Below are 25696 nucleotides of genomic sequence, written 5' to 3'. Positions count from 1 at the left end.
AGCGGCTCACGGCTGCACCCGGACCAGGAGAGCGGGTCGAATGCTGGGAGCCGGCATCGGTTGTCCGGCGGCGAGTTTCTGCAACGAACGGTACGCGTAGTCACGGGCTTTGGCTGCCATGGCCTTGAGCTGGTCGGTGGAAACCCGAGCGGTACCCATGAGGGGGGCCTCCAGCTCCCCGTCTGAGAGCGTCGACCAAAGCTGGTCGCCGCGCACCGGGTCCGCCCGCCCGCTGTCGTGAATGAACAGAGCTGTAGCACTGAAAGTAGGAGTCCGAGCATCCACGGTCACGCGGGAAATCAGCAGCCAGCCGGGCGCGTCGCCTCGGATGACCGGCGCCGGTTCGCCCGGTGCGACCGTCGGCAGTTGCGCCAGTGGGTCCCGCGGGCCGGGGCGCCGGCGCTGGCCAAACGAACGACCCAACCGATTTGCGCCGAGGCTAGCGGAGCCAGAAGCGGCAGCAGCCAGGAGCGCCGGCATGCGGCTGGGCGGCGGTGGGGGCGGGGAGACGGCGAGCTCGGCGAGTAGCCGGCGGCCATCCTCGGCGTCGCGCACATCAGCAGTAGTGGCTTGCTCGAAGCCTTTGGCTGCGTCGTCCATCCGGTCAGGCTCGACGATGGCAGCCACATAGAGGTCCGTGACGTGGGCGGCAGCGGAGTCCAGGACGTCCGCCCGGGCGTCCACGCCGAGTTCGGCGAGGATGCGTTCAAGCTTCACGGTTAGGACCTCGATCACCCGCTCGTCAACCGTGTCGGCGAGCACCAGGTTGAAGGCCTTCACAACCTTCGTCTGGCCCAGGCGATCAACCCTGCCCACGCGCTGCTCAACCGCCGTCGGCGCCCATCCCAGGTCCCAATTCACCACGACGTGGGCGAACTGCAGGTTGACGCCCTCCCCACCGGCGTCTGTAGAAACCAAGACCTGGGCGTCCTCGGCGAATCGACGCTGAGCGTCGGCCCGATCGGACAGGCCCATCCTGCCGTCGATTGTGACGGTCCGGATCCCCTGCGCATTGAGGAGATCCGCGAGCATCTGCTGTGTGGCGCGAAACTCGGTGAATACCAGGACCTTGACCGAAGGGTCACCTTCACTGCGCTGTAGGCGCCGTAGCAGGTCCAGAAAATGCAGCGTTTTGGGATCTGGCCCTGTCGCGGTGGTAGAGCGGGCGAGCTCTAGCAAGTGGTCCAAGGCGGCGAGGCTGGCTTCGTCGGCAGGCAGGATATCCAGCAGTGCCTCAGCGTCTTCGCCGGTCAGCTCAAGCCACTGCTGGACATCAGGTTCAGTGGTTCGGCGGGCTGCCGAGACGGCGGCGAGGGCGAGCCGACGACGTTCCAGAGCCGACAGAAGTGCGGGAGTGCTTGAGGTCACCATCCGTTGAAACAGCAACATGAGAAATCCGATTGCGGTGTTTCCAGAGGCTTGAGCGGCGGTGTAGCCGGTCCGTACGAAGTCGGTGACAGCCTCGTAAAGGGCCCGGTGCCGGGGATGGCGATCGAAGGAGACGACGTCAAGGGCTGTGATACGAGGACGAAACAGTAGCCGACCATCGTGGTCGACAGCGGTGCGCTTGTCTGTGCGGGCAACAACGCTGGCGACGGTATCGGCGTTGACAGGCCGGCCCTGAACGAACTCATCGTCCAGGAGTCCGAGGAAGCGCCGGAAGGATTCGGACTTGCCAGAGTGAGGGGTGGCGGTGAGCAGCAGCAGATGCGGAGCCGCCGTGGCAAGCGCGGCGGCAAGGCGGTGGCGCGCGACATCTTCATCCGATCCCGCGACGCGGTGCGCCTCGTCGATGACGACGATGTCCCAGCTTGCGTCGACGACCGCGCTGTAGCGGCTCTCGTTGAACTGGGCGACCTGCTGTGGTGTCCAGCCTGCCCGGCGCCGCATCGGCTTCACCGCGTCAATGCTGGTCACGACCCGATCGAAGGCACGCCAGATGTCGGGGCTGGAGTCGACGGGCACCCCTTCAGGGCCGATGCGGACGAAGTCGGTACCGAACTTCTCCTGCATCTCCGCGACCCATTGCAACTGGACGCCCTTTGGGGCAATTACGAGGATGCGACGGGCTCGGCCCCGGGCCACCAGCTCGCCCATGATCGCTCCCGCAGTGGTGGTCTTTCCGAGTCCGACCTGACAACAGATAGCCAGCCGGACCGGATCCATGCGCAGCGCACGGGTCAGGATGGCGGACTGGTGCGGTAGTAGTCGGACCGAGGCGGTGCCAACCGCAATCGGTTCCCCCGCGGCCGCAAGGGAATGGACCCTGAGGGCCGCAGCCCGCCAACGGAGCTCTGCTGCGGCCCAGGGTCTGGTAGCGATCGGGGCCAAATCCGGGAGCGGCACAGTACGGACCCGATGATCGTCGGGCGTATAGACGTCGGCGAGGTGGGCTCCCCATAGCTCGTCAACGGCCAGAACCTGACAGGCCTGGCCGGCTTCGGTCCACCAGGTCCAGTCCCCAACCGCGTAGGCGGTAGGGGAATGAAAGCCATCGTGAAGGATGCCACTCATCCGACCCGCTTGAGAGCGTTGCGGTAGTAGGCGAGGGCTGCTGGGAGGTCCGGCAGAACTTCGGTGGGGATCCGCTTGCCAACCTTGACGATCCGGCCGTATTCGCCCTCAGCCCACGCCTTCTTGAAGCCTGCGGCTACAGCCTCGCCGCGGAACCGCTGGAGCTTTCCGGTGCCTGAAGCGTAGCTGTCAAACACCCGAAGCAGCTCTCGAGTCCGCAGCTGATCGAGGTGTTCCGCCTTCGCCGGGTCGGGCACCGACCACCGCCCGTCTGAGTCAGTGACGAAGTTCTGCTCCAACAGAGCCCGCAACTCGGGCAGGGTGTCGGGCGTCTCCCCGGTCTCCAGTTCGCGCAGGAACGCCGGCTGGATCTCGTGCATCTTCTGCGGTTTGCGCTTGAGCTGCTGACGCAGCCACATGATGGCACTGGACTCGTCGGTGACGAACAACGTTGCAGCTTCGAGTTCCTTAAACGTCAGCCGGAACCGCTCGTAGGCGGCAGCCTGGCCGGGCAGAAAGACCATGTCATCGCGAACCACGAAGATCTGCTCGACGCTGCGGTAAAACTGTTGGGCAGTCATGGGAGGCTTAATGCCAGCGGCCACGTAGTAAGCCACCATCCGCTCATTTAGCCGGTCGGGGAACCGCTCCCGGATCGGCAGAGCCTTACCGCGCCGCCCTTCAGTAACCGGCAGGTGGGTTAGGTGATCTCGTAGGAACGACCACACCCCTTCAGTAGAACCAGCTGCAGTACGAACAGTGTCAGCCGTCGCGATGTCCGGCTTGTAGCAAGAAATCATCAGATCGTGCTTAACCGCGTTGGCCGCGGTCGCCTGCCTATAGCTCGACTGGGTCTTATCTAATACGCGCGTGTCCGCTACAACGAACCCGGCGTCGGCGAGGCCTTGCTGGATAACCCCCCAGATCTCGTTGCTGGAGTTGGAGAATTCCACGGTCATCCACCGTCCAGGCTTGAGTACCCGGGCGAACTCCCGGAACGCCGAGGCCATGAGTGCGCCGTAAACCTGAATATCCTTGCCACGGCGCTCGTCCACAATCGCCTCGTCGGCAGCGAAAGTAGTGACACGGTGCCAGGACTCGACGACTTGGGCGAGGTCGGCGTAAGGAATATTAGCGCCGAAGGGCGGATCAACGAAGACGTAGTCGATAGAAGCATCGGGCAGCGGAAGACGTGTAGCGTCACCCGTCGTGATCATCACTGTGTCGCGCCGCCGTTTCGTCGACGACCACAGCTTGACGAGCGTGGCCCGCTTCCCACGCTTCGGGTCGGACCCCTCAAGGTTATAGCGGGGCCGGCACTCCGATGGCATGGCAGAGATGTAGTAAACGCCCGATTGGTACTGACTCACCTGCGAAAAGCCGTCTGGGCGGTAGCGGTTCATCCACGACAGACCCCAGAAAGCCTGCTCGATCCAGAACCGCAAGGCGCGACGAACGTCTCCATCCGGCTCTTCGCCTGCCCAGGCCCAGAGGACGGACAGCGACGCCAGGGCCCTGTCGGCAAAGAGGTGATGCGTGTGGGTGAAACCCTTCGGCGCGAGTCGGGAGCCGTGCACCATCTCCGAGATCGGCAGCGGTTGGGTGGGGACGCCTGTGACCTGAAGCTGCGACACCCGTGCCAGTACTGCCATGTCATCGCGGTCAGGGGCCTTATTTCCAGTGAACCACTTTCCATTGTCTTTGTATCGGTAATGGATGCGAACCGGGCGGAGGTCGATCCGGTCGACGATTTCACCGGTCAGCAACCGCACGGGCACCTTCCGTCGGCGCATGGCCAGTGGAAGACCCTTGCTCGTCGTAGTTTTCCCTGCGGCACCGCCCCCGCTGCCGTTATCCCGCTCCTTGCCCTTACGAGTCATGACCCCGCAACCGACGTTCGGGCAGGGGAACTGCTCAGCAACCTCTCCGGTTGCGGCATCGAAGGCAGCGTCGTAAAACAGAATGGGCCCGCCACAGCTGGAGCAGGTGAACACTTCCGACCAGACCGTGTAGTCGATAACGGCCTCCCGGCCCTTCTCCGTCCTCGTGGCGTACATCCAGCCGTACTCGCGGTCAAAGCGATCGAGCAGGGCTGCACTAGCCTTGTCGAAGGCCGAGCCATCGACGGGCAGCGTGACGCCAGCGGCGAGGAAGGTGGCTCCGGGAGCAAGATCGTTCAACACTGCGCGGCGTGCGCCCCACCGGACCGTTCGCCCGTGACCCTTGGCCTGCAGCTCGACCTCATTACGGAGGGCGGGATCAGGGTCGGCGCACATCTGCGCGGCAACACCAGTCATGCCAGAGCCTGCAAACCCATCAAGGACCACATCACCGGGACGGGTGTAGTGGGTCAGCAGCTGAACGATGATCTCTGGCGGCACCTTCGTGGGGTAAGAGTGCGCCTTGTATTGCAGGGACGTCTTCCGTCCGGTGACGTCGGCCAAGAATGGACCCGGGTCTGACCGCTCATTGTCGTCCGCCCCCGCCGGGGCGGTGCGCGTCAGCCAGTCCTGCAGGTAGGGGTTGGGGCACGCCGTATGCCACGGCGGGGCCGACATCGCGACCAGGTCGGCGGCATCCCCGTCCGGTCGTCCAGCTCCCGTAATGCTGTCCAATCGTTCTGCCAGATCGGCTCGCGAGGCCGCCTCCTCCTCCTGCCGAGCCGAGGCGGTCCCGCCCGCGCTGCGGCTTGGGTCTTTAAACAACGGCTCGGGGTTTGTCACGCCTGCTCCTGAGCGGGGACGATACGGATTCGGGAGGAGTCGCCGCCGTGCGCGGCGGTCAGTTGGGTCAACCAGTTGGTGAAGGCGGCGGCGGCCTCAGCGGGAGTCATCGCCGCCCCGTCCAAGAACAGCCCCTCCCATAGCTCGCGCGGGGTAACTCGAGCAACTTCGAACCGATCGACCAGGGTGGACACCGCAGCCACCAACGTGGAGGACACGCCGCCATGACTCACCTTGCCCCCGACGAGGTCGGCGACCGCTGACTGCTGATCGCCGGGCAAAAACTTCACCTGGCCGGCAACGTCCTCCTCGACGACCACATCACTCATGGCGTCAATCCACTGCTGCCAGAGCTGTGGCGCTCGCGCTTTGACCTCTGCCAGACGAGCAGCAGCTGTCGGTCCGGTCGACGGCACCGGCCGATAATTGCAGGCTGCACAGGTGAACGTCGCGTCGAACAGGGCAGGCGTGAAGGTCTTGCATGTGACGAGGTTGGCAACCTCGGTCTCCAGCTGGCCGAACTGACCACTCGGCAGCAGTGGGACGGCGGACAGTTGCCGGAGGTCCTGCCACACTCCGGATCCGGTGAGTTCCACCTTGACGACGTCGCCGGGCACATCAAGCCGGTCGGCAGTGTGCCGCTCGACGGCAAACGCCTTGTAGTGGGCTTTCAACTCTTCGGCGGCCCGACGAACCCGACCTGCCGCCGCCTTGTCAACCTTGGCGGCGCGCAGGAGGTCGCGCAGCAGCACCTTTCCCTGCTCCACCTCCTCGACGTACGGGTCGGCGACGCCGAGCACGGCGCCAGCGTTTTCTAGGTAGCGCAGGTCGTCGGTGAGCGTGCCAGCAATCTCCCGCAGCTGCTCTACCCGGGCCAGCTCCGTCCTACCCTCGGCGGCGGCGGCCAGCACGGCGGGTTCGGCGACGGCGAAGCGGGCGAGCTTGCCAGGAGTGTTACGGCCCTTGACGTCGGCCAACAGTGCTGCCAGGGCGTCTAGCCGGCCGATCCGCGCCGCTGGGTTGTCGAAGATCTCCTCGCCCCATAGACGGGGAGTGCCTTGTAGATAGGCCTTGGCGGCGGCGACCGACCCGAACACCGTTTCGGCCTTTGTAACCAGGGTCGCAACCGTTTCATTCGGTAGCGGAAGCGTGATGATCCCCGGCGCAACGCCGACAAGCTGAGCCACCTGTCGCAGCGCTGCCGTGTCGGCACCCGCTGGAGTCGTCACATAGGAGAGCAGGGCCAGATCGTCTCGGCCCACTTGCGTCAGGGTTGCCAGATTATGCGCCCCGACCTTGGTGCCATTGGCGAATCCGAGCTCCGCCCGGCCCAGGTGGGCCAGGCCCGCAGCGACCACCACAGTCCACTCTGGCTCCAAGTGCCAGGGGCCCCACACGCGAACCCCGCCTGGCCCGTCCGGCGTTGTGAACAACTGATCCGCGTTGACGGCCTGCCCGCCGGCGGCGGCAAGCGCGCCCGCAAGGTGCGTGGCGTACGGGCCGGTGTCCGTGACCACGTTGTCTAGATCCAACAGCTCCAACGCGGCCAGCGCCATGCGACCCATCTGGGTCTCGCGCCCGGCGAGCATGGTCAGCGCCGCAGTCACGGTTGTGCCCAGGTTCGCGTTAGTGACCTGCCCGGCAAACGCCGGGTAGCCGGGGTACCGCGTCTGAAAGTGGCTAGCGAGGACGTGGGCGGCGATCGCGTCCACCTGCTCTTTGATACCGCGCAAGGCCCCCGTCGCACCGGACAGCCACTGACCGAAGGGCTTGGTAACACCGGCATGCGTAACCAGCAGGTTTGTCCGAATATGCGCCTTCAGCCAACCAACCATCTCTTGCAGGTGCTTGTCTCGGCGGGATACGAAGTGCGGCTTGTGCTGAGCAGTCGTCTCACCGGCCTTTGCATTGGCTGCCGCGTAGCGCCGTAGGGCCTGGGTGAAGTCGGCGTCGGGGTTGTCCAGCTGCAGAAACACCTCGTCGGGCTTACGCTCATCGGTGAACGGTGGCGGGGCGTAGGGCTGCAGGAAGTACAGGTAGAAGTCCCGCGCAGGCTGTGCCGTCGATCGCTCGTTCGGCGCACCCATAAATAGGTAACCGGGCCGCGTAACCTTTTTATCGGCCCATGGCAGCTCGTAGGCCCAAATGCGGTATCCCGCCCGGTAGGGGTCGCCGGACACTTCGAGCACCTGCTCGAGTGCCTTGTAGTACCCAGCATCCAGGTCCGGGTCATCGAGGGTCGCTGCACGCTCCTCGATCTGCTGCTCGTAGTCGACCGTCTTCTTCAGGTCCAGGTAGACCTGGCCGTTCGCTGGATTGACGGAGAGGAACTGGCCCGAAACCGCCTTGAGGATCTCGTCGACAAGCGTCTCGATGCTTGAGGCAATGAACGCGGGGTCGAACTCGGGCGTGCCGAGTGGCAGCAGGCACAGGTCGTCCCGCAACTCGTCATAGGTGAGGCCGATGGGGGCTTCGACGTCGTCGGTGGTTAACCGATGTATCGCTAGGGCGTCGACGATTCGCAGCGCCGGCGGCACGTCGGTCTTAACTGCGAGCCCGCGTTCAACGCGATCGCGGATGGTGCGTGTGCGGTCGAGGACGTCTTTTACCTCGGCAATGGTCTTGTTCGACGGATCCGACTCCAGCTCCGCTCGGTAGCTATCGGAGCAGATCAGGCCGGGTTCGGTGTCCGGTACGGCTGTGTCCAGGCGTTGCCGAATCTGCTCAGACAAGCTGGAAAGTACGCGGCGCTTCTCTACGATCGTCAGGTTTTCGAAGGTGCGGAGATAGGCTGGGTGAACCGGGAACAGGTCGACGAAGGTGGTCAGGTCCTGGCCGAGGGACTCGAAAGCCTCGCTGAACCTGGTGAGGTGGCTGCGGATCTGCGACTTCTGCTCATCGGTCTTGCCGAGGATGCGCCGCTGCACGACGAACGCGACATCCTGACGTGAGATCCGGAACTGCTGGTACCGCTCGCGAACCCGGCGGATCTCGTCTTGAGCGAGGGTGAACCTGGGGTTGTCGAAGAGGGTTTCTTGCACTCCAGCAATGAGGCGAAAGCGGGAGTCCCGGCAGAACTCTCCCATCTCCCTCAGGAAGCCTAGATCGAGAATGATCTCGGTATCCCGCCGAGTGCGCAGGTAGTCCAGCAATTCGTCGACAACCAACAGGAGCCCGTGATCGGGGTGCACCGTCTCGAAGGCAGCCATCATGTCGGCCAGGCTGGCCTTGTTGTTCGTCACCTGATCCAGCGGCGGAAAGGTAAAGGTAACGCCGTGAGCGGCGAGGCCGTCTGTGAGTTCGCGGGCGATGATGTCCCGGAGCGCCATCTTGGTTGCGCCGATCTCAACGCGGACGACCTTGAACTTACCGGCCACACTCTCGGCGGCTGCGGCCGTGTCGGCGTCGGTGAGCTTCGCCGCAAGGGCGACGTCCTCCGCGACAGCCGACAGACAGCTCATGAGGTGGGTCTTGCCAGTGCCGTAGGTTGCGATGAGCAGCAACCCCTTGTGGTCGACGTCGGGGTTGTCGAAGCGAAGCTGCGGAAAGACGACGTCCACGAGGTTCTCGCGCATGCTCGCAGAAATCACAAACGTCTGGACGTCCTCCACGGCCTGGCTCGCGCCGCCAGCAGCCCGGAGTTGCTTCACACTCTCGAGAGGCTCGAAGTGAATCAGATCGCGGTACAGCATTAGGGCAGCCTTTCGAGGTCGAACGGGGCCTGGTCGTCGAAGACGGTCGAGCGAGGGTGTAACAAGAGGCACTCTGACAGCCGAGCCTCGAAGTAGTCGCGGTGGCCGGGGGAGGCATAGCGCGTGTTCGCACCTTGCACGGAGCCAGGCCAGACCGCAACAACCCCGGCGCGCGAGGCCGCCAGGCGGCGCAGGAGCCGCAGTGGATCTAGATGCAAGTCGACGTCGAATAATACGTCTAGGTCCGTCAACACGGCGTGGCCGAGGAGAGCAGTGAAGACCTCGCTGTCTGCTGGCGCATGGTCAAACGCCGCCAACGTCAGCCCCACCGGTACCGGATCGTCGTGGACGAGCGACGCGAACAAGCTGGCAACAGCTGCAGCGTCGGCATCGGGTTGCTCGACGCTCGGGGGTGTAATCAAGGCGACGCCGCGGCGTGAGCGAAGTTCAGCCCATACTTCGTGGCCTGTCCGCGGCCACAGCGGGAGGTGATGTTCCGCAAAAGCCTGAACCTCCACGTTGATACCGACACGGACGGCGTCCACTTGGCCAGCAGCAGTCACACGGGACGGAGCCGAGGCTGCCTGCAGTCGGTGCAGCTCCGAGCGCAACGTCGCCTCGGTGGACGACCCTCTGTACTGGCCGTCATCCCCGGCAATTTCCCTTCCGGCCGAGCTAGCCTTTGGGCGACTCACCATCGGGTCACCAAGCCTTTCTCGGCGACGAGGAACACATCGATCCGCATGTTGCGGATCGCGGTCTGTGTCTCACCAAGCAGCCGGCGATACTGCGCCGCCTCTGGGAACGCCATCGCCACGCACTCGTCCGGGTGCTTCTCGCGCAACCGAAGCGCCTTGAGGAGCGCCGCGCCATACCAGTGGTTGGCCTGCAACGCAGGTGGCGTCGGCTTGGTCTCACCGGCGCGGCGCGGATCGGCGTAGGACGTCGAGGGGAAGCCCTTAACCTCGACGTGCATTCGGCTGCCGGCCCGCTCCGCGACGACGTCCGTCCCCTGCTGCTTGCTGGCGGTGTCCACCACCTGGATCAACGACCAGCCCTCGTGCACCAACCATCGACACAGGGCCGCCTGCACGTTCCCCTCCCAGGACCAATCGCGACCTGCCGCCGATACCAAGGCGGAAGCAGCGGCAGGCTGCTGAGGTACCGGAACACCCGCTTCTGCCACCCGGTTCACGATCACCGCGCCACTCCGGTCGCGCACGATCACACCGGCCGCCTGCATCTGGCGGCAACGCTGGTTAATCTGCTGGTGCAGTTTGCCCGTGGCGTGCGCTAGCTCCGCGTCTGTCATCCCCCCTGGCCTCGCCCGCAGTCTGACGAGTATGTCGTCGATGAGTGTCATGAGCCTCAGCTCCTCACTGCGTGAGTCGACAGGCGAGCCATCATCGACTGGTTCGCTTCCCAGCCGTCGGGGAACTTGACTGGGACGTTGAGATGCACTGGCTCGGCCGACGGATGCGCGTCCAGCAACTCCGCGATCCCCGCCCGCGCCACCACGATGCAGGCCTGCCGGTGCCGGGACGTCAGCACGCACAGCCGCCCCGACTCCAAGTGGAACGCGGTCGCGTCGCGTCGCCCCGACAGCGGGTGCAGCACGATCGTCACGTCGTACTCCCGGCCTTGGAGCCGGTTGGCGGTGTCGACGGTGACGTCCGCTCCGGCCGCGTCGAGCTGCGCGCGAATGGCCGCGACCTGGTCCCGGTGCGCGGCGCCGATCGCGATCCGGTCAGGCGTGACGGGAGCCCCGCCCGGCTCGCGTTCGGAGACGGCGACCGCTCCACGTTCCAGCACCCGGCGAGCCAGGACCGCGCACGCCGCAGCCGCCTCCGCATCAGTCCGCAGCGTGTGCCGGGCCGGCAGCTCATACAGCGCCCAACCGCTCGCCGCCGCCGTCTCCACGGCCGCATCGACCCGCCCATGCCCGAACCCAGCCGTGGTGAACGACAGCGACCTCTCACCAGCGGTCGTGCCAGCCCGGAACCCGGTAAACGGGTAGAACGCCTGGGCAACCACCGGCGCCGCCGAGGGAGGCAGTCGCCACGACACCGGCAGCCGGTGCACCGGCAGGTCAGGGTTGTGCCGCAGCAGCGCCGCCACCGCGGACTGCATCGGGTCCCACGTCAGCCCGGTCCACCGCTCGGTATCGACCGTAGAGAACGGGTCGAGCTGGCCCGGGTCACCGACGAACAGCGCCCGCTCGAACCGGCCGGCTACGCGCAGCAGGGCGTCCGACCGCATCTGGTACGCCTCGTCGACGATCGCCCACGGCCAGCAGCCCTCGGACACCATGGCCCACTTGGCGGCCGTACCAATGATCACGGATGGACCACCGAGGTCCGCGACCTTGGCGGCGACCCGGACCGTCGCGTACTGCTTGATCCGGTCGGTCGCCGTGTAGTCGGTCGCCGAAAGCCGCCCGATGTGCAGGTCGGGTGCCTTCTGCGCGAGGCGGTCGATCAGGTCGTCGACCTGCTCGTTGGTCTGCGCAATGACGATCAGTGGCTCGCCGGAGCGGGCCAGTTCGGCGGCGGCGCGGACGACGAGGGTCGACTTGCCGGCCCCGGGGGGCGAGTCGACGATGACGCCGCGGTGCAGGCCGGAGCGCAGGTCGGCCAGCACCTCGGTGATGACGCGCTCGGCCTGGACCGACGGCGGGTCCGCTGGCGCGTCCGGCAGGAGCGCCGTGGTCATGGTGCTCACCGCCGGGCCGCGGTGTCGTAGTCGAACTGCCGCAGCCGGTGCCGAGCGATGTCGAGTTCGTCGGGCGTGAAGAACGACTCGTACTCGTCCTTGATCACCAGGGCCTCCACCGTCAGGTCGAGTCGCCCGCGCTCCCACAGCGCCGCGAACCCGTCGGACACGACCGGGATGGCGAGCAGCTTCTTGGCGGTGGCCAGCCCACCGTGCTCGGCGACCATGCCGAGGAAGTAGGTGGCGTTGTAACCAGCCTCGCGTCGAGCCGCTTCGTACACCCCGCTCATCGCCCGCTCAAAGTCCCCGACCGTCCCCCGGTCGCCACCGGCCTGGGCCGGCACGACCGGCGCATCCTCCGAACCGGTGGTCGTCTCGGGGTCGGCGTCCGGCTCCTCGACGAGCGGCTCAGCGTCGGCGAGGCCGGCCGCCTGCTCGTTGCGTCGGGCCACGTAACCGCGCAGAGCGTCGACCGAGGTAAAGACCTCGTAGCCGAGTTCCTCCATCCGGGCCAGCTCCGGGTTGGCGTCCAGTTCCAGCACGACCGGGTTACCCAGCCCCGGCTGCAACCCATCCGGCCAGTACGCCTCCGCCACGCCCAGCAACCGACCCGTGGCGGGGTCGGCGATCTCGCTGTCGAGGGCGGGCTCGGCGCAGCCCGCGCCGACCAGCTCCTCGACGAGGGCCTTCACCTGCCCGGCGCGGACGTCGTCGACGTCCTCGGCGACCACGACCACCGGCCGCAGCGGCTCGGTGGCCTGCTTCGTGCCGTCCCGGAGACCGGCTAGGAATCCGTTGGCGGCATTGGCCAGCAACTCCCGGCGGGCGGCGAGAAAGTCCAGGTACCGGTCGGGCCGCCACAGCTGCGGGTCGGTCGGAATCCACTGGGATTCGAGCGCGCCCGGGTGCTTCTGCTCGGTCTCGGCGAAGTAGTCCTCCGGCGGCCGCTTGCCGATGGCGAGGTTGGTCTGCTGGGTCAGGAAGGAGAAGTTGGCGACGGCGTTGACCTCGGACCGGCCGTAGCCGTGCTTGTACAGCAGCGCCTTGGGGAAGATGTGGTGCACCTGCAGCGAGGTGAGGTGGCCCAGCATCTCGCTCTTCAGTTCCAGGCCGGAGCCGAAGTCGCGGGCGCCGAGCACCCGGGTGAGCAGGTAGAGCAGGGGGTAGAAGCGGGAGCCGCGGCCGAAGCCCTCGAAGTCCTGGCCGTCGATCACCAGGTTGCCGCCGCGCCAGCGGCTGAGGCTGGTGATCAGGCCGTCGATGCCGCTGCGGGCGACCGTCTCGTAGTCCTGGGTGAGGATCGTCTCGGTCGAGCCGGCGAAGCGTCCCCACAGCGCGGCGTGGATGTACCAGAAGAGCATCCGGTCGCGTTCGGTCGCGTCGGTGAACGTGCCGCCGTTTAGGTGCAGGAAGCGGGAGACCACCGGGAAGGCGTAGCGACCCATCAGTACCCGGTCGTGGTCCAGACCGAGCCGGCCGGAGGCCACGTCGAGGAAGCCGCTGATGTAGCGCTCGCTCGAGGTCAGCGCCTGCGCGAACTCGGTCGAGCCGACTCCCTCCAGCAACTCGAACTGGGCCCGGCCCGTTGCTACCGCGTTGACGTTGCGCAGCAGCCAGTCGAGGTTGAACTGGAACCCGGCGGTCGACCAGGTGCCGAGGTGCTTGCGCATCGTCGAGCGAGCCTCGGGCCAGTCGGCGCAGATCTTCGCCAGTGCCAGGTCGCCCTTGGAGAGCTTGGTCCCGCCCGAGTTGACCCGGTTGAAGATGTCGACGACGACCTCGACACCCTTGTCCGCACCGGTGATCTTCTCCTGGTGGAACTCGCGCTCGAGGAGATTGCGCAGCCGGCTGAGCCGAGTCATGTACGGCACGATTCTTGGCGCAACCGACGGGTGGGCGTTCAGCTTCCCGATCTGCCCTTCCAGTCCCTCGACGAAGAGCGCAGTGACATCGACCCAGGTGGGGTCGTCCTTCATCTTCGCCGGCGCGTAGAACTCGAAGGTCTCCTCCTCGACATTGAATCGCAGGCCGGTGAAGGCAGCCGGGTCGCCCTCGAAGAAGGCCGGCGGCTTACCGCGTACCACCCCGTAAAGGGAGGTGATCCGCTGCTGCCCGTCGAGGAGCAGCAGCTTCACCCCACCGCCGACGTGGTCGCTGCCCCGCACCGAGCCATGGTCGGCTTCCGTCTCCCACACCAGCAGCCCGCCGACGGGGAAGCCGAGGTAGAGCGAGCGCATCAGGCCGCGTACCTGGTCCCGGTTCCACACGTAGCCGCGCTGGAACTCGGGCAACAGCACGGTGCCCGAGTCGATCTGGTCGAGGATGGTGCCCAACTTGCTCATGTCAGTTCCCCCACGGATCTGAGCGTTTGGTCGAGTGCTGGTGCGGCGCGCGGGTTAGATCACGACCACTCCTCGCGGGCGTCCTCGGCGGTCGGTGCGCTGTCCTCGTACGGCGCCGGCGGGCCGCCGTGGGTCCACGGCGTCTCCTCCCGAGACGGGAAGGCGCCCGGGGGCATGAAGGAGTCGCTGAGCGTGGTGTAGCAGATCCACTTGCCCACCTCTGGCACGGTGCCGGGGGCCGGGGTGAGCGAGCGCCCCATCCCGCCGGTCAGCTCCAACACGACCGCGGTCGTCCCGTCGTCGCGCTGCGCCACCGACATCACCCGCGCCTTCTGCCCACTGGGTTGCTCGGGCGAGAACAGCGTCGTGCCCGGCGTGACCAGCACCGGGTCGGCGGTGGTAACCGCGATCCACGGCCGCAACGCCCGCCGCTTCCCGCTGTCGTCAATCCGCGTCGGGTGGGCGGCGGTCACCTCACCCACGAACGCCTCACCGGTAAGCCGGTAGTCGGCCATCACCATCGGGTCGTCGTAGGCACGCTGCACGTCGTACGAGGTCAGCGCCCGCTCCATGCGGTGCAGCTTCCTGGCCGCGACGACCGCTCCGTCGCGGCGCGGCTGCGGGAACCCGCCTTCTTCCAGGTACGCGGTGAAGCTGGTGAAGGCATCGCGGTCTTCCGCCCAGCGTTTGGGCACGTGCGCTCCGGCGGGCAGGTCCCGCAGCAGCGAGAGGGCCTGCCACATCTGCCGCCAGGTCGGCTCGAGCTGCGAGCGCAGGATGTCCTCCAGCTCGTCGCGACGCCGGGCCACCTGCGATTCGGTGGCCACTGCCCGGTCGTACGCGGCCATGGCCGGGGCCAGCACCTCGTTGTCGAAGGTCGGGTCGGTGGCCGGACCCGCCGGCGGCCAGTTCACGGGATCCTCGGCCGCAGCAGCTGCTTCGGCGCCGGTCATGCCCGGCGGAGGCGTGATCCAGGCCAGGAGCGCGGCCAATTGGGCGTCCTCGAGTGGGCTCTGCCCGGTGGCCCAGTGCATCGAGAGCGCCTGCGTCATCGCCACCAAAGCCGAGGACCCGGGGTGCTCGGCGCGTTCGAAGAAGTACGTGAGCCACCGCCCGAGCAGCGGCACCGACGGGTCCACCGGGTAGTCGCCGTCGGTGCGGCGGAACCGGGTGGACCGGCCGAAGAGCCGGGTAAATCCGACTCCACCGGGGTTGGGCACGAGCAGCTGTGGCGCGTCGGCGTACCGGTGGGGAGTGTCCTTGCCCTTATTTGTCGGCACCGCCTCCACGTCGCTGTAGAAGCTATGGACGTAGGGAACGACGACCCCAGCCAACTCGGCGGCGAACGCGAACCGCTGGTCGCGGTTCCGGGGCTGCGGCACGATCAGCAGCGTTGGATCGTTCGGGTCGTCGCCCACCATCGCGGCGAGCGGCGCGTTGGCCTCGCCCGCCATGGTGAGCGGGATGAAGACCAGGGGCCGGTTGGCGATGTGCAGGTGGCGCACGGTGGTGGTGCGCTGGGCGACGCCCTCGACCACGGCCTCCGCCCGCGCCAGGCTGGTCAAGGTGCTCATCCGGCCACCCCGCTCATCAACTCAGCCCGCAACCGTGCGGCGGCGCGCAGCAGCTCGGCGGCCTCCTGCTGGTCCTCCGATGGCGCGAGCTGGTTGCGGGCGATAGCCAACGCCGTTTCCACCCGCTCGATGCCGCCCATCTCCTCTCGAGCGGACTTACCCAGCGCTGCCGTGCAGCCGCGAGCCTCGTGCCGACAGAAGTACGCGAGCTCGCAGCTGGCCAGGCATTCCGGCGAGTACCGGGCCTCGACGGCTTCGAGGGCGGCGACCAGCGAGGCCGGCGAGCGGGTGGGCACCCCGTTGTCGTCGGGCGCGAAATCGAAGCTGAGGGCGGCCGGCAGGTCGGCCAGCAGCGCATCAATGCGGGTCATCCGGGACATCTGCCGACGCAGTACGGCGAGCTGCTTACGGACGTCGACCCGGACCGCCATCGGCTGGTTGGAGAAGTCTCGCGGGCAGACCAGCACGACATCGTGCGAGACGATCTCCGGGTCGAACCCTGCCGCGCCGAGCAGCTCGCGCATGGCCAACACGTAGACGGCTGCCTGAATCGCCGCCCCGGCCACCTTGCCCGGGTCGGCCTGGCCGTCGATGACCGCGAACGACTTGATCTCCACGACGTGAAACTGGCCGTCGTGCTGGAAGGCGATCAGGTCCGGCTCCAGGTAGGCCTGCTGGCCGGCGACCTCGAGCCGCAGCATCGGGTGGTCGAAGAGGGTTCCGGCCCCTTCGGCTTGGGCTGCGGCCCGGGTGAGCAGGGCACGCGAGCGGGCGTACCGAAGATCCTGGCTCTCGTGGCCAGCGACCGACTCCAGGTCGTCGTACGAGACCTCGGGGATTTCGAGGTCGAGCCGCTCCCGCAGCAGCCGGAGCAACTCAGCGCAGCCGTTGGCCTTGACCTGCGCCTCGAAGGCGTTGCCGCGGGTGATGGCGAACTGCGACTGACCAAACCGGGCCGGGTAGTCAACGTAAGCAGCCAACCGCTGCTTGTCGACACCGGCGCAGTCGAGCACCGCCCGACGGGCGCAGCCCGGGTTCGTGGTTAGGGCGGCGATGGTCCGGGCGTTGTGCCGGCTCGGGACGCCTCCGCCCCGAATCGCGGCCAGCCGCTGGCCAACGTTGGTCATGCCGTCCCCCTGAGTACGCGCAGCTTGCTGCCGAAGAGCTGCTCGGCCTCGTCCATCTGCCGGCGGGCCCGGTCGCCCGCCGCTTCCCGCTGCGACCGGTCGGCCGCCACGTGCACGTCGAGTTCGGCCTGAGCGGCCGCCACCACGGTGGCCGCGGTGGCCGCCCCACGCGGTTCGACTGCGCCGGGGATGGTGGCGGCGAACCGCCAGAGCAACCGGGTGACGCCCGAATCTTCCTCAGGCATCCTGGTCGCCCGTTCCGCCACCTTGATGGCGGCTGTCAGAAAGTCGACACGGAGGCTCAACGGCCCGATGATGCGACTCTCGAGTGGCCAGGTGGAGATAGCGAGCAGGCCCCGAGCTGGGGCAAGGTGTTCGGCCGTGAGGGCAGAACAGAGGTAGTACGGCCGGGAGTGTCGCGCCGTGCGGAAAGACCGCTCCTCGTCCCGACGCAGGTGGGTGAGCTTGCTCGCCGCGATCCCGGTGGCACTCGCGCCATAGAAAGCGGCGTGGACCTCGGCGATCAGCTTCGGCGCGGCCGGCACCGACAGCAGGGTGAGCGCGTGGTGGACCTGCTCCCGCACCGGCACCAACGGCGCTTGCGGTTTCGACGGCGCGGTGTCGAGCTCCGCCTCGTCGGTGAGGTCCGTCAGGGACTGCTCCCAATCCTTTTCAGCACTTCGCAGCTCTGCCCGCAACGCCCGGGCTCGGGCCGGGTCGCGGGCCATCACCGCCCGGCGGACCGCTGCTCGCAGCTCCTCGATCCGGCGCTCGATGTTCTCAATGGACTCGGCCACGATCAGCATGGTACAAGTTCCAGTGTCTTCCAGCAATTCCCGACAGGCCACTGTTTGCAGAAGCAACAATACGTAGCGTCACACTCCCGAAGCGAGAACCGTACGGCCCCGAACCACCCCTTACTTGATCAAGTTTCTGGCCGGTTGGCTGAGGACAAAGTCGCCCACGACTCCGTAGGCCTTCTGCTCGGCGAGCGCGTCGAGGACGAAGGGCTTGCCGCCCGCTCAAGCAACACCTGCATCGACTTGAGGGCTTCTTGTCGCCGGCCCGACAGTGAAGACAGGCGTTTAGGGGGCAGCACCCCCGGACCGGCGCCGTTAGTTTGCTCGGATGACGGATCTTGAGCCGGGTGTTTACGAGCACCTGATCACCCGTGAGCTGGCCGATCACCTCCAGCACGTCGACCCCGCTCTGATCCAGCACCACACACTCGACCCCGCCGACGCCCACCAAACCCTCGCCCGGCACATCGCCACCCTGGTCGCCCGAGCCCTCCACTCCGTCCCCAACGGTGACGACAAGCTCCACCACCAGATCGCAATGGCGAACCAGATCGCCGAAGCCATCGCCACGTTGAGCCCAAAGGCAGCGACGGAACAGGACCAGGTAACCGACGCCAAGCACCTGCTCCACGCCATCGCCGCCCCACCAACCCCACCCGCGGAACCCACCTTCCCGCAGCGCCCCACCACTCCCCTCTCCACCGGCGCGCTGCTCGTCAACGGCCGCCACCAACCCCGCATCGGCCACGAGGTCAACCACGAGATGGCGTCGGCCGAGAGCGTCGACCTGCTCTGCGCGTTCATCAAGTGGTACGGCCTCCGGATCGTCGAGCCGGCCATCCGCGATCTGATTGCCCGAGGCGGCAAGGTCCGCGTCATCACCACCACGTACCTCGGCGCGACCGACCAGCGAGCGCTAGACCGGCTCAAAGAACTGGGCGCCGAGATCAAGGTGTCCTACGAGACGCGGACGACCCGCCTGCACGCCAAGGCATGGCTGTTCCGCCGCCACAACGGCACCACCACCGCGTACGTCGGCTCGTCGAACCTGTCAAAGACCGCGCTGGTGGACGGCGTGGAGTGGAACGTCCGCATCTCGAACATGGAGCAGCCGCACGTCATCGACACGTTCACGGCGACGTTCGAGGACTACTGGAACGATCCGGCGTTCGAGACATACGACGCGGCCCGGGACGCCGAGCGGCTGCGACTGGCACTCACCGGCGAACGCCGAGACGACGCACCGACGGCGATCTCGAATCTGGACGTGCGCCCGTACCCGTATCAGGCCGAGATCCTGGCCGACCTCGACGCCGAGCGCCTGGTGCACGGGCGATGGCGCAACCTGGTGGTGATGGCGACCGGCACCGGCAAGACCGTAGTCGCTGCCCTCGACTACCGCCGGCTGCACAAGGCGAAACGAGCAGACTCGCTGCTCTTCGTCGCTCATCAGGAGCAGATCCTGCGGCAGAGCCTGTCGACGTTCCGGCAGGTCATGGGCGACGGCAGCTTCGGCGAGACGCTCGTCGCGGGCGAAAAACCGAATGGTTGGAAGCACGTCTTCGCCTCCATCCAGTCGCTGCACCGCCGCGAGGTCGACCCCGAGGCGTACGACATGGTGATCGTGGACGAGTTCCACCACGCGGAGGCGCCGACGTACACGCGGCTGCTGGAGCGGCTGCGTCCCCGCGTACTCCTGGGCCTGACCGCGACCCCCGACCGGGCCGACGGCGGCGACGTGCGCCGGTGGTTCGACGGGCGCGCTGCCGTTGAGCTGCACCTGTGGGACGCGTTGGAGCGGCAGTTGCTGGCGCCGTTCCAATATTTCGGGCTGCACGACGACGTGGACCTGTCGCACGTCACCTGGAAGCGCGGCCAGGGCTATGACCCGACGCAGCTGAGCACCATCTACACCGGCAACGACGCTCGGGCGCGGACGGTGCTGCGGGCGGTCCGCGAGAAGGTGGACGTCGGGCGGATGCGTGCACTCGGGTTCTGCGTGAGCATCGGGCACGCCGAGTTCATGGCCGCGTGGTTCAGGAAGCACGGTGTCGAGGCGGCGGCGGTGACCTCAAAGGCCGGCACCGATCGGGCGGGGCTGTTACGGGACTTCAAGGCCGGCAAGCTGCGGGTGCTCTTCACCGTGGACCTGTTCAACGAGGGCGTCGACCTGCCGATGGTCGACACCATCCTGATGCTGCGGCCCACCGAGAGCGCCACGATCTTTCTGCAACAGCTCGGCCGTGGCCTGCGCCTCGACGACGACAAGCCCTGCCTCACGGTGCTCGACTTCATCGGCGGGCAGCACGCCAACTTCCGCTTCGACCTGCGCTGGCGTGCCCTGACCGGGGTGAGCCGGCGGGCGATCACCGAGGCGGTCCGGGACGGCTTCCCGAGCCTGCCGAGCGGCTGCCATGTCGAACTGGACCGGGTGGCGAAGGAGGTGGTGCTCGCCAACCTGCGATCGGCGCTGCCCACCTCGAAGGCCGGTCTTGTCTCTGAGCTGCGGCAACTCGGCGACGTCAGCCTGGCCACGTTCCTCCGCGAGACCGACCTGGAGATTGAGGACGTGTACCGGTCGGCCAGCATCGGCGGCTGGACCGGACTGCGCCGGCTCGCCGGCATCGAGACGTTCACACCCGGCCCCGATGACCGCGAGCTGGGCCGGGCCATCGGTCGCATGCTGCACACCGACGACATCGACCGGCTAGAGCTGCTTACGAGGGTCGCGGCGGGACCGCCCGCGCCAGGTCAGCAGGTGTACGCAGGCAGCAGCCGACTGCTGGACATGCTGCACTTCAGCCTCTGGGGACCGAACGCACCGCTGGCGACACGCGACGAACGGCTGGCGCGGCTGTGGAAGGAGCCGGCCCGCTGCGCCGAGTTGCGGCAGGTCGCCGAGGTGCTGCGGGACCGCATCCACCGGGTGACGCCGACCGCCGCTGCGGGTGCGGTGCCGCTGCGGGTGCACGCCCGGCACAGCCGCAACGAGGCATGTGCCGCCTTCGGGATGACCAACCCCGGCTCACTGCGCGAGGGGGTGAAGTGGCTGCCTGACGCCCAGGCCGACCTGTTCTTCGTCACCCTGGTCAAGTCGGAAGCCCACTACTCCCCCACCACCATGTACGCCGACCGCGCCATCACCGACACCCTGTTCCAGTGGGAGTCGCAGAGCACGACTTCGGCAGCGTCGACGACCGGGCAGCGCTACACGTCGGGCGGCTCGACAGTTCACCTCTTCGTTCGGGAAACCCGCATCGCCGACCGCGACCTGGGCGCACCGCCGTACCTCTACGCCGGCACCATGACGTACGAGTCGCACACCGGTGACCGACCCATGCGGGTCCTGTGGCAGCTCCACCACGCCCTACCCGCAGACGTGTACGCGACCGCCCGGACAATCGCCGCGTAATGCCCCTCGCGGGCCTCGACCGGCTCGCGGCTCACGAGGCAGCGCTGAAACTTCCCTGGCTCAGTCGAGCTCGGACAGGAAGGCACCGACCGTGGCGGCGAACTGCGCTTGAGCATCGTGATGCACAACGTGACCTGCTGGCAGCTCGACGAGCCGGGCCTGACCGGGGCGACGGGCGATCATCTCGCGCGCGTGATCGGCCGTCAGCTCGTCGCTGCGTGTTCCTCGGATCAGAAGGGTAGGGCAGGTCACCGCTACCCAGTCCGTCCAGTGGTCACCGTTGAGCGCTTTCTGGGACGCCACCGTGTCATCAATCTCGAACGAGAAGCCCCAACCGTCCTTCGATTGGCGGAAGGAGCACTCCAGATAGGGCGCCGCCCCGCTCAGGGCCGAGGCCAGTACCTCACGGGATGGCGCGCGGCGAGGAAGGCTGGTGGTGAACGACCAGTCGCACTCCACGACCGCGCCGATGTCCTCGACGATCAGCGCGGTGACCCGATCGGCGTGCCGACTGGCGTACTGGTAGGCGTTCACCCCGCCGAGTGAGTGACCCAGCACCACGGCGGGGCCGACCTTCAGATGCTGGTGGAGCGCGGCGACGTCGGCAACGTAGTCGTCCCGCTCATAGCTTTCGGCACGGTCGGACTCTCCATGCCCACGCTGGTCGAGCCCGATCACCCGCCATTGCGGTGCCAACGCCTCAACCAGCGGCGCGAACGCCGCTGCTTCGTTGTAGTGCCCGTGCAGAGCCAGGAGCGGGTTTCCCGGACCGCCAAAATCGAGATACGAAAGACTTCGACCGCCGACCGTGAAGAACTCCCGCATGACCTGGAATCCTAGATCAACAGTCGTCGGCTGCCGCTACGCGAACACGTCTGCCGTTGATCGCGATAGGCGTCAGAGGCAGTCAGGCTGGGTCCACGTTCGGCGTGAACCTGACGTCCAGTCGCCTGTCCAAGGCTCGGGCTAGCCTCTCCAGGACCGGCAGGGTCGGCACGGTCCCGCCTGCCTCGAAGCGGGCCACCGCAGACTGAGTCATGCCGGCGGCGCGCGCCAACTGGCTCTGACTCCAGCCGTGCCCTTCGCGCAGGTGGCGCACCTCCTGACCAAGCTCGAAGGCGATCCGAGTGGCCTCGTAGGTCTCGGCCGCCCCTGGCTCCGCCATCCGGCGCTCACGCAGGTCGTTCCAGTCCAGGCGATCACTCATCGCTCCACCTCATAGCGTCAATGCTATGGGATGAGGGGTACGAACGAGTGTCTGGCATTAGGTTGAAGACCATGGAGCAGCGGATCAGCCTCATCACTCTGGGAGTCGCGGACGTGGCCCGCGCGAAGGCGTTCTACGAGCAGCTCGGCTGGCAGGGCCAGGAGGTCGAGGAGACGGTCTTCTTCCAGGCCGGCGGCCTGGCCCTCGTCCTCTGGGGCCGCGACAAGCTCGCCGACGACGCGGGCATCGAAGGCCCAGGCACCGGCGCGATGACCCTCGCCCAGAACGTCCGCTCCCGAGCCGAGGTCGACGAGGTCATCGCCACGGCAACCAAGGCCGGCGCCACGATCACCAAGCCGGCCCGGGATACCTTCTACGGCGGCTACGCCGGCTACTTCGCCGACCCGGACGGCCATCTCTGGGAGATCGCCTGGAACCCCGGCTTCACCCTCGCCGAGGACGGCTCCCTCACCGTCCCCGACTTCAGCGCAATGGACTGAGACTCCAGCGCCACGAACTGAGCCGCCGCAGGCAGAAACGCTGATCAGGGCGCCGGAGACGGGCAGAGCAGCGGGTCCAGCAATGGCAGTTGAAGAGGGTCCAGGCAGATCGCCAGCAGTCCCGGATCCGGTGAAGGCGTCGCGGTCGGGGTTGGCGTCGGCGAGGTCGACACGACGGGCGGCGTCGGCCGGGCTGACGCGGGCGGACCCGTGGTGGGGACCGGACCAGGCGTCGGCACCGAACTGGCGGGCGGTGCGGGAGCGACGGACGGCGCAGCGGTAGGCGGCAGGGCCACCACGACAGCGGCTTCCGCCACTGTAGAGACGGCCGACGGCCGGACAGCCGGGACATTCGGCGGGCTCCATACGGCACTGTCGGCCGAGCCGACCCGCGACCTGGGCGCCATCGGCCCGACGGGACCGATCGGAACGAGGACCGCCCCAGCCCTCGGCACGTCCATAGCGACGATCTCCGCCGAGGGCACCGGTCCGCGAGTACCCCACGCGCCCGGCCCCAAAGCACCCGGGCCGAGCGTCACGAACACCACGGCCGCGACGGCGGCAGCGCCGAGCGCCCGCCGGTCGGGGCGTACCGCAGTCAGCGGTGCGTCGTCGGGGTGCACCAACACAACGGGCGCAGGCCGGGCGGCCCGGTGCGCGGCCAGCAACGCGTCGACCTGCGCGATGACGGCAGCGCGATCGTCGGCAGCCGCGAGGGTGAGATAGAAGCGGAAGTTCACCACGGCACTGGCCGGGACCAGCAGCCCCTGCAGTCGACAGCGGTCGGGCAGCAGGGTGACCGGCACGTCGGGGTGGTGGGCGGGGCCGACCAGGTCGTCGTACCGCCACTCGCGCCGGTGCTCCCGGCCGGCGAATGCCACCCGCCGACTGGTCACGACGGCCATGCCGGTGTCGACGACACGCAGGCCCGCCGGCAGCGCCTGGGATGAAGTCTCGGCGAAGGAACAGAAGCCGCCCGGCCTGGGCAGCCCGGGGATGTGCCGCGCCTCGGCCTCGACCAGCGAAGCGACGGGGAGGACGCGGAAGACGAGTTCGTCGTCGTCGAGCTCCACCGGTAGGCCGGTGCGGGGCTGCGTACACCCGAGGAAGCTGGCGGCTTCGATGCGGAGCCGGGCCAGGTGGTCGTCGCGGTGCCGCCAGGCATCGGTGGCGTCGCGGTACGCGCGCTGCCGGCGCTCGTTCTCGCGCTCGGCCCAGGCGATCCGCCAGGGGGCGCAGGCCACAGAGGTCACGGTCACACGCGGTACAACCGCTCACGTACGTGACAGGCAACGCGACCGGGATCGATGTGTCCGTTTGTGTCCGGAAGGAGAGAGTTGCAGGTGATCAGCCGGCCTGCCGTCGGTACGGCTGCGGGCCGTGGGTCGGGAACCGCGACCGGGTACGCGGTGGGTACGCCTCACAGTGTTCGGCCCAGTGTTCGGCGGCGGTGGCCAGGGCGTCCGCGGAGACGGTGAGGATCAGCGGGTAGATCGCGGTGGACGGGCGGCGCATCCACGGTGGCAGCGACTCGGCGGAGAACTCCACGATCAGCTCCAGCCGGCGGCGGCGGAGCACCCGGCTGCGCAGGGCCAGGTTGGGTTCGGTGAAGCGGACCATCGCCGGTGGCGCGCTCAGCCCGAGGGCGGCGGTGGCCTGCCCGTGCAGCCAGCCGCCGAGCGCGCGGGCCTCCTCGACCATGAGGCTCGGGTAGTGGTGTGACCAGGTCTGGCCGTCGGCGGTGCGGGCGTCCACCTCGATGAGCAGCCAGTCGTGCCAGCCGGGCGTGGCCCCGTCGGGGTCGTCGGGCGGGTCGATGCCGGGCTGGTAGCCGACGGGGCGTACCCGCACCCGAGCGCCATCGTCAGACCGGATCTCCACTCGATCATTCTGGCGGAGCGAAGCGGACTTTAAGCACCGAATCGGTCACTTGGTAACGGTCCGCCGCACACCCCGGTGTTCGGCGCAGGCGTTGGACCGCCCGCCGGCCAGGCTCACCGAGCCGTCGCGGCACTGCACGAGGTAACCGCGACCGGCCCAGAACTGCGGTACGCAGTCGAACCAGTCGCACACCTCGGCGGCCGGCTTGCGGATCCGCGTGCCGCCGCAGAAGTCGTACCCCAGGGGGTTCTCCGGCGCCCCGCAGCGCGGGCCCGGGGTCGCGCTGGGCGACGGGCGTGGTGACGTTGTCGACTTCGGCGGCGGGGGCTTCAGCGCGAGCGCCGGGCCAGCCGGGCGGATCAGCGCGGGCTTCGCGCTGGCGGTGGGCGCCGGGGTGGCGGCGACGGCGACCTCCGCGCCGCCGGTCGGGTCGGACGGGTCCGACTCGATCAGCGCCGCCGGCACCAGCAGCGCGATGGCCGCCGCCACCGCGAGGGTCCTGCGGCCACCGGGCACGAACGACGACAGCCGGGCCTGCCCGGGGGTGGCCGCGGCCGGCCGGAACGGCTTGAGCTGGGCGTGCTCGGCGATCTGCTCGTCGAGTTGGGCGACCACCGCGGCGCGCTGTTCGATCGCGTCGGCGAAGGCCAGCGTGAGCTTGAACCGGAAGTCCGGCGCGGCATCGGTGGGCAGCAGCAAACCTGAGGTACGCCGCCGGTCCAGCACCTGGATCAGGGTGACCGGCGCCGCCGGGTCGTGGGCCAGGCCGGTTATTCGGCCGTACGCCCAGTCGCGCCGGCCCCGCCCGCCGAGCAGCACGAGTCGACGGCTGGTGATCACGGCCATGCCGGCGTCGGTGACGCGTACGCCGTCCGGGCGGCGCGGACGCAGCGGCCCGGTTCGCGGTGCGACAGTGAGGTCCGGCGCGGGCAGCACTGTGGTGTGCCGTACCTCGACCAGTTGTGCGGCGGGCAGCGCCCAGAGCACCACCTCGTCGGCGGCCAACTCCAACGCCAGACCGGCGCCGGCGGCCGCCGAGCCCCGGAAGTCGGCGGCCAGGGCGCGCAGCCGCCGTAACTCGTCGTCGCGTCGCCGCCACGCCGCCTCAGCGCCGCGGTACGTGCTGACCCGCCGCACGTTCTGCCGGTGCGCCCACCGGTACCGCCATGTGGAACCCGTCGAATCAGTCTTCGCCACGCCGACTCCTTCGCC

17 protein-coding genes are annotated in these 25696 nt (G+C 67.9%); 2 read left to right on the top strand and 15 right to left on the bottom strand.

Translation table 11 applies throughout. The features are described from left to right. Positions 1-6 precede the first annotated feature (6 nt). The 10 genes from ACFYL6_RS04585 to ACFYL6_RS04540 all read right to left on the bottom strand — a co-directional run bounded on the left by ACFYL6_RS04585 (position 7) and on the right by ACFYL6_RS04540 (position 17490). On the bottom strand, positions 7-2514 hold the full coding sequence (locus tag ACFYL6_RS04585; protein WP_387167384.1) for a helicase-related protein: 2508 nt from the start codon (positions 2512-2514) through the stop codon (positions 7-9). Then, positions 2511-5237: a DNA methyltransferase gene (locus ACFYL6_RS04580; RefSeq protein ID WP_387167381.1), complete on the bottom strand. Its 2727-nt coding sequence runs from the start codon at positions 5235-5237 to the stop codon at positions 2511-2513. Before ACFYL6_RS04580 ends, ACFYL6_RS04585 begins: the two co-directional genes overlap by 4 nt. Beyond that, on the bottom strand, positions 5234-8929 hold the full coding sequence (locus tag ACFYL6_RS04575; protein WP_387167378.1) for a DUF6079 family protein: 3696 nt from the start codon (positions 8927-8929) through the stop codon (positions 5234-5236). Before ACFYL6_RS04575 ends, ACFYL6_RS04580 begins: the two co-directional genes overlap by 4 nt. Further along, positions 8929-9474: a BREX-3 system P-loop-containing protein BrxF gene (gene brxF, locus ACFYL6_RS04570; RefSeq protein WP_387167375.1), complete on the bottom strand. Its 546-nt coding sequence runs from the start codon at positions 9472-9474 to the stop codon at positions 8929-8931. The genes ACFYL6_RS04575 and brxF overlap by 1 nt, the downstream gene beginning before the upstream one ends. A gap of 146 nt (positions 9475-9620) precedes the next feature. After that, positions 9621-10292, bottom strand: a complete 672-nt coding sequence (locus ACFYL6_RS04565; RefSeq protein ID WP_387167373.1) for a hypothetical protein — start codon at positions 10290-10292, stop codon at positions 9621-9623. Positions 10293-10297: 5 nt separating this feature from the next. After that, positions 10298-11641, bottom strand: a complete 1344-nt coding sequence (locus ACFYL6_RS04560; protein WP_387167371.1) for an AAA domain-containing protein — start codon at positions 11639-11641, stop codon at positions 10298-10300. Between the two features lie 5 nt (positions 11642-11646). Continuing rightward, a complete protein-coding gene (locus ACFYL6_RS04555; protein WP_387167368.1) occupies positions 11647-13983 on the bottom strand; it encodes a DUF262 domain-containing protein in 2337 nt (778 codons plus the stop codon). A gap of 59 nt (positions 13984-14042) precedes the next feature. After that, on the bottom strand, positions 14043-15557 hold the full coding sequence (locus ACFYL6_RS04550; RefSeq protein WP_387167364.1) for a hypothetical protein: 1515 nt from the start codon (positions 15555-15557) through the stop codon (positions 14043-14045). Next, positions 15554-16684, bottom strand: coding sequence for a hypothetical protein (locus tag ACFYL6_RS04545; protein WP_387167361.1), 1131 nt, complete (start codon positions 16682-16684; stop codon positions 15554-15556). The genes ACFYL6_RS04550 and ACFYL6_RS04545 overlap by 4 nt, the downstream gene beginning before the upstream one ends. Then, positions 16681-17490 carry a hypothetical protein gene (locus tag ACFYL6_RS04540; RefSeq protein WP_387167359.1) on the bottom strand — a complete coding sequence of 270 codons (810 nt, stop codon included), beginning with the start codon at positions 17488-17490 and terminating at the stop codon, positions 16681-16683. Before ACFYL6_RS04540 ends, ACFYL6_RS04545 begins: the two co-directional genes overlap by 4 nt. Before the next feature lie 322 nt (positions 17491-17812). Here ACFYL6_RS04540 and ACFYL6_RS04535 point away from each other — a divergent pair, with 322 nt between their 5' ends. Further along, entirely contained in the window at positions 17813-20896 is a 3084-nt protein-coding gene (locus ACFYL6_RS04535) for a DUF3427 domain-containing protein (protein ID WP_387167356.1), read from the top strand. 60 nt (positions 20897-20956) lie between these two features. On the opposite strand, the gene ACFYL6_RS04530 is transcribed toward ACFYL6_RS04535, so the two are convergent. Continuing rightward, on the bottom strand, positions 20957-21721 hold the full coding sequence (locus ACFYL6_RS04530) for an alpha/beta fold hydrolase (protein ID WP_387167353.1): 765 nt from the start codon (positions 21719-21721) through the stop codon (positions 20957-20959). An 82-nt stretch (positions 21722-21803) separates the two neighbouring features. Further along, positions 21804-22103, bottom strand: coding sequence for a multiprotein-bridging factor 1 family protein (locus tag ACFYL6_RS04525; protein WP_387167350.1), 300 nt, complete (start codon positions 22101-22103; stop codon positions 21804-21806). A gap of 71 nt (positions 22104-22174) precedes the next feature. Here ACFYL6_RS04525 and ACFYL6_RS04520 point away from each other — a divergent pair, with 71 nt between their 5' ends. Further along, positions 22175-22603, top strand: coding sequence for a VOC family protein (locus ACFYL6_RS04520; protein WP_387167347.1), 429 nt, complete (start codon positions 22175-22177; stop codon positions 22601-22603). 44 nt (positions 22604-22647) lie between these two features. On the opposite strand, the gene ACFYL6_RS04515 is transcribed toward ACFYL6_RS04520, so the two are convergent. The 3 genes from ACFYL6_RS04515 to ACFYL6_RS04505 form a co-directional block, all read right to left on the bottom strand. Beyond that, positions 22648-23862: a hypothetical protein gene (locus ACFYL6_RS04515; RefSeq protein WP_387167344.1), complete on the bottom strand. Its 1215-nt coding sequence runs from the start codon at positions 23860-23862 to the stop codon at positions 22648-22650. An 88-nt stretch (positions 23863-23950) separates the two neighbouring features. After that, positions 23951-24484: a hypothetical protein gene (locus ACFYL6_RS04510; protein ID WP_387167341.1), complete on the bottom strand. Its 534-nt coding sequence runs from the start codon at positions 24482-24484 to the stop codon at positions 23951-23953. A 45-nt stretch (positions 24485-24529) separates the two neighbouring features. After that, entirely contained in the window at positions 24530-25681 is a 1152-nt protein-coding gene (locus ACFYL6_RS04505) for a hypothetical protein (protein ID WP_387167338.1), read from the bottom strand. Positions 25682-25696: the final 15 nt, after the last annotated feature.

Source organism: Micromonospora sp. NPDC007208, from assembly GCF_042869175.1.
Classification (GTDB): domain Bacteria; phylum Actinomycetota; class Actinomycetes; order Mycobacteriales; family Micromonosporaceae; genus Micromonospora; species Micromonospora foliorum.
This window is presented reverse-complemented; position numbering and strand designations above follow the sequence as displayed.

Bases quoted from the DNA above. Each gene is read 5' to 3' on its own strand.
- ACFYL6_RS04585 (WP_387167384.1), bottom strand. From the start codon at position 2,514: ATGAGTGGCATCCTTCACGATGGCTTTCATTCCCCTACCGCCTACGCG.
- ACFYL6_RS04575 (WP_387167378.1), bottom strand. From the start codon at position 8,929: ATGCTGTACCGCGATCTGATTCACTTCGAGCCTCTCGAGAGTGTGAAG.
- ACFYL6_RS04565 (WP_387167373.1), bottom strand. From the start codon at position 10,292: ATGACACTCATCGACGACATACTCGTCAGACTGCGGGCGAGGCCAGGG.
- ACFYL6_RS04560 (WP_387167371.1), bottom strand. From the start codon at position 11,641: ATGACCACGGCGCTCCTGCCGGACGCGCCAGCGGACCCGCCGTCGGTC.
- ACFYL6_RS04555 (WP_387167368.1), bottom strand. From the start codon at position 13,983: ATGAGCAAGTTGGGCACCATCCTCGACCAGATCGACTCGGGCACCGTG.
- ACFYL6_RS04550 (WP_387167364.1), bottom strand. From the start codon at position 15,557: ATGAGCACCTTGACCAGCCTGGCGCGGGCGGAGGCCGTGGTCGAGGGC.
- ACFYL6_RS04545 (WP_387167361.1), bottom strand. From the start codon at position 16,684: ATGACCAACGTTGGCCAGCGGCTGGCCGCGATTCGGGGCGGAGGCGTC.
- ACFYL6_RS04540 (WP_387167359.1), bottom strand. From the start codon at position 17,490: ATGCTGATCGTGGCCGAGTCCATTGAGAACATCGAGCGCCGGATCGAG.
- ACFYL6_RS04535 (WP_387167356.1), top strand. From the start codon at position 17,813: ATGACGGATCTTGAGCCGGGTGTTTACGAGCACCTGATCACCCGTGAG.
- ACFYL6_RS04530 (WP_387167353.1), bottom strand. From the start codon at position 21,721: ATGCGGGAGTTCTTCACGGTCGGCGGTCGAAGTCTTTCGTATCTCGAT.
- ACFYL6_RS04525 (WP_387167350.1), bottom strand. From the start codon at position 22,103: ATGAGTGATCGCCTGGACTGGAACGACCTGCGTGAGCGCCGGATGGCG.
- ACFYL6_RS04520 (WP_387167347.1), top strand. From the start codon at position 22,175: ATGGAGCAGCGGATCAGCCTCATCACTCTGGGAGTCGCGGACGTGGCC.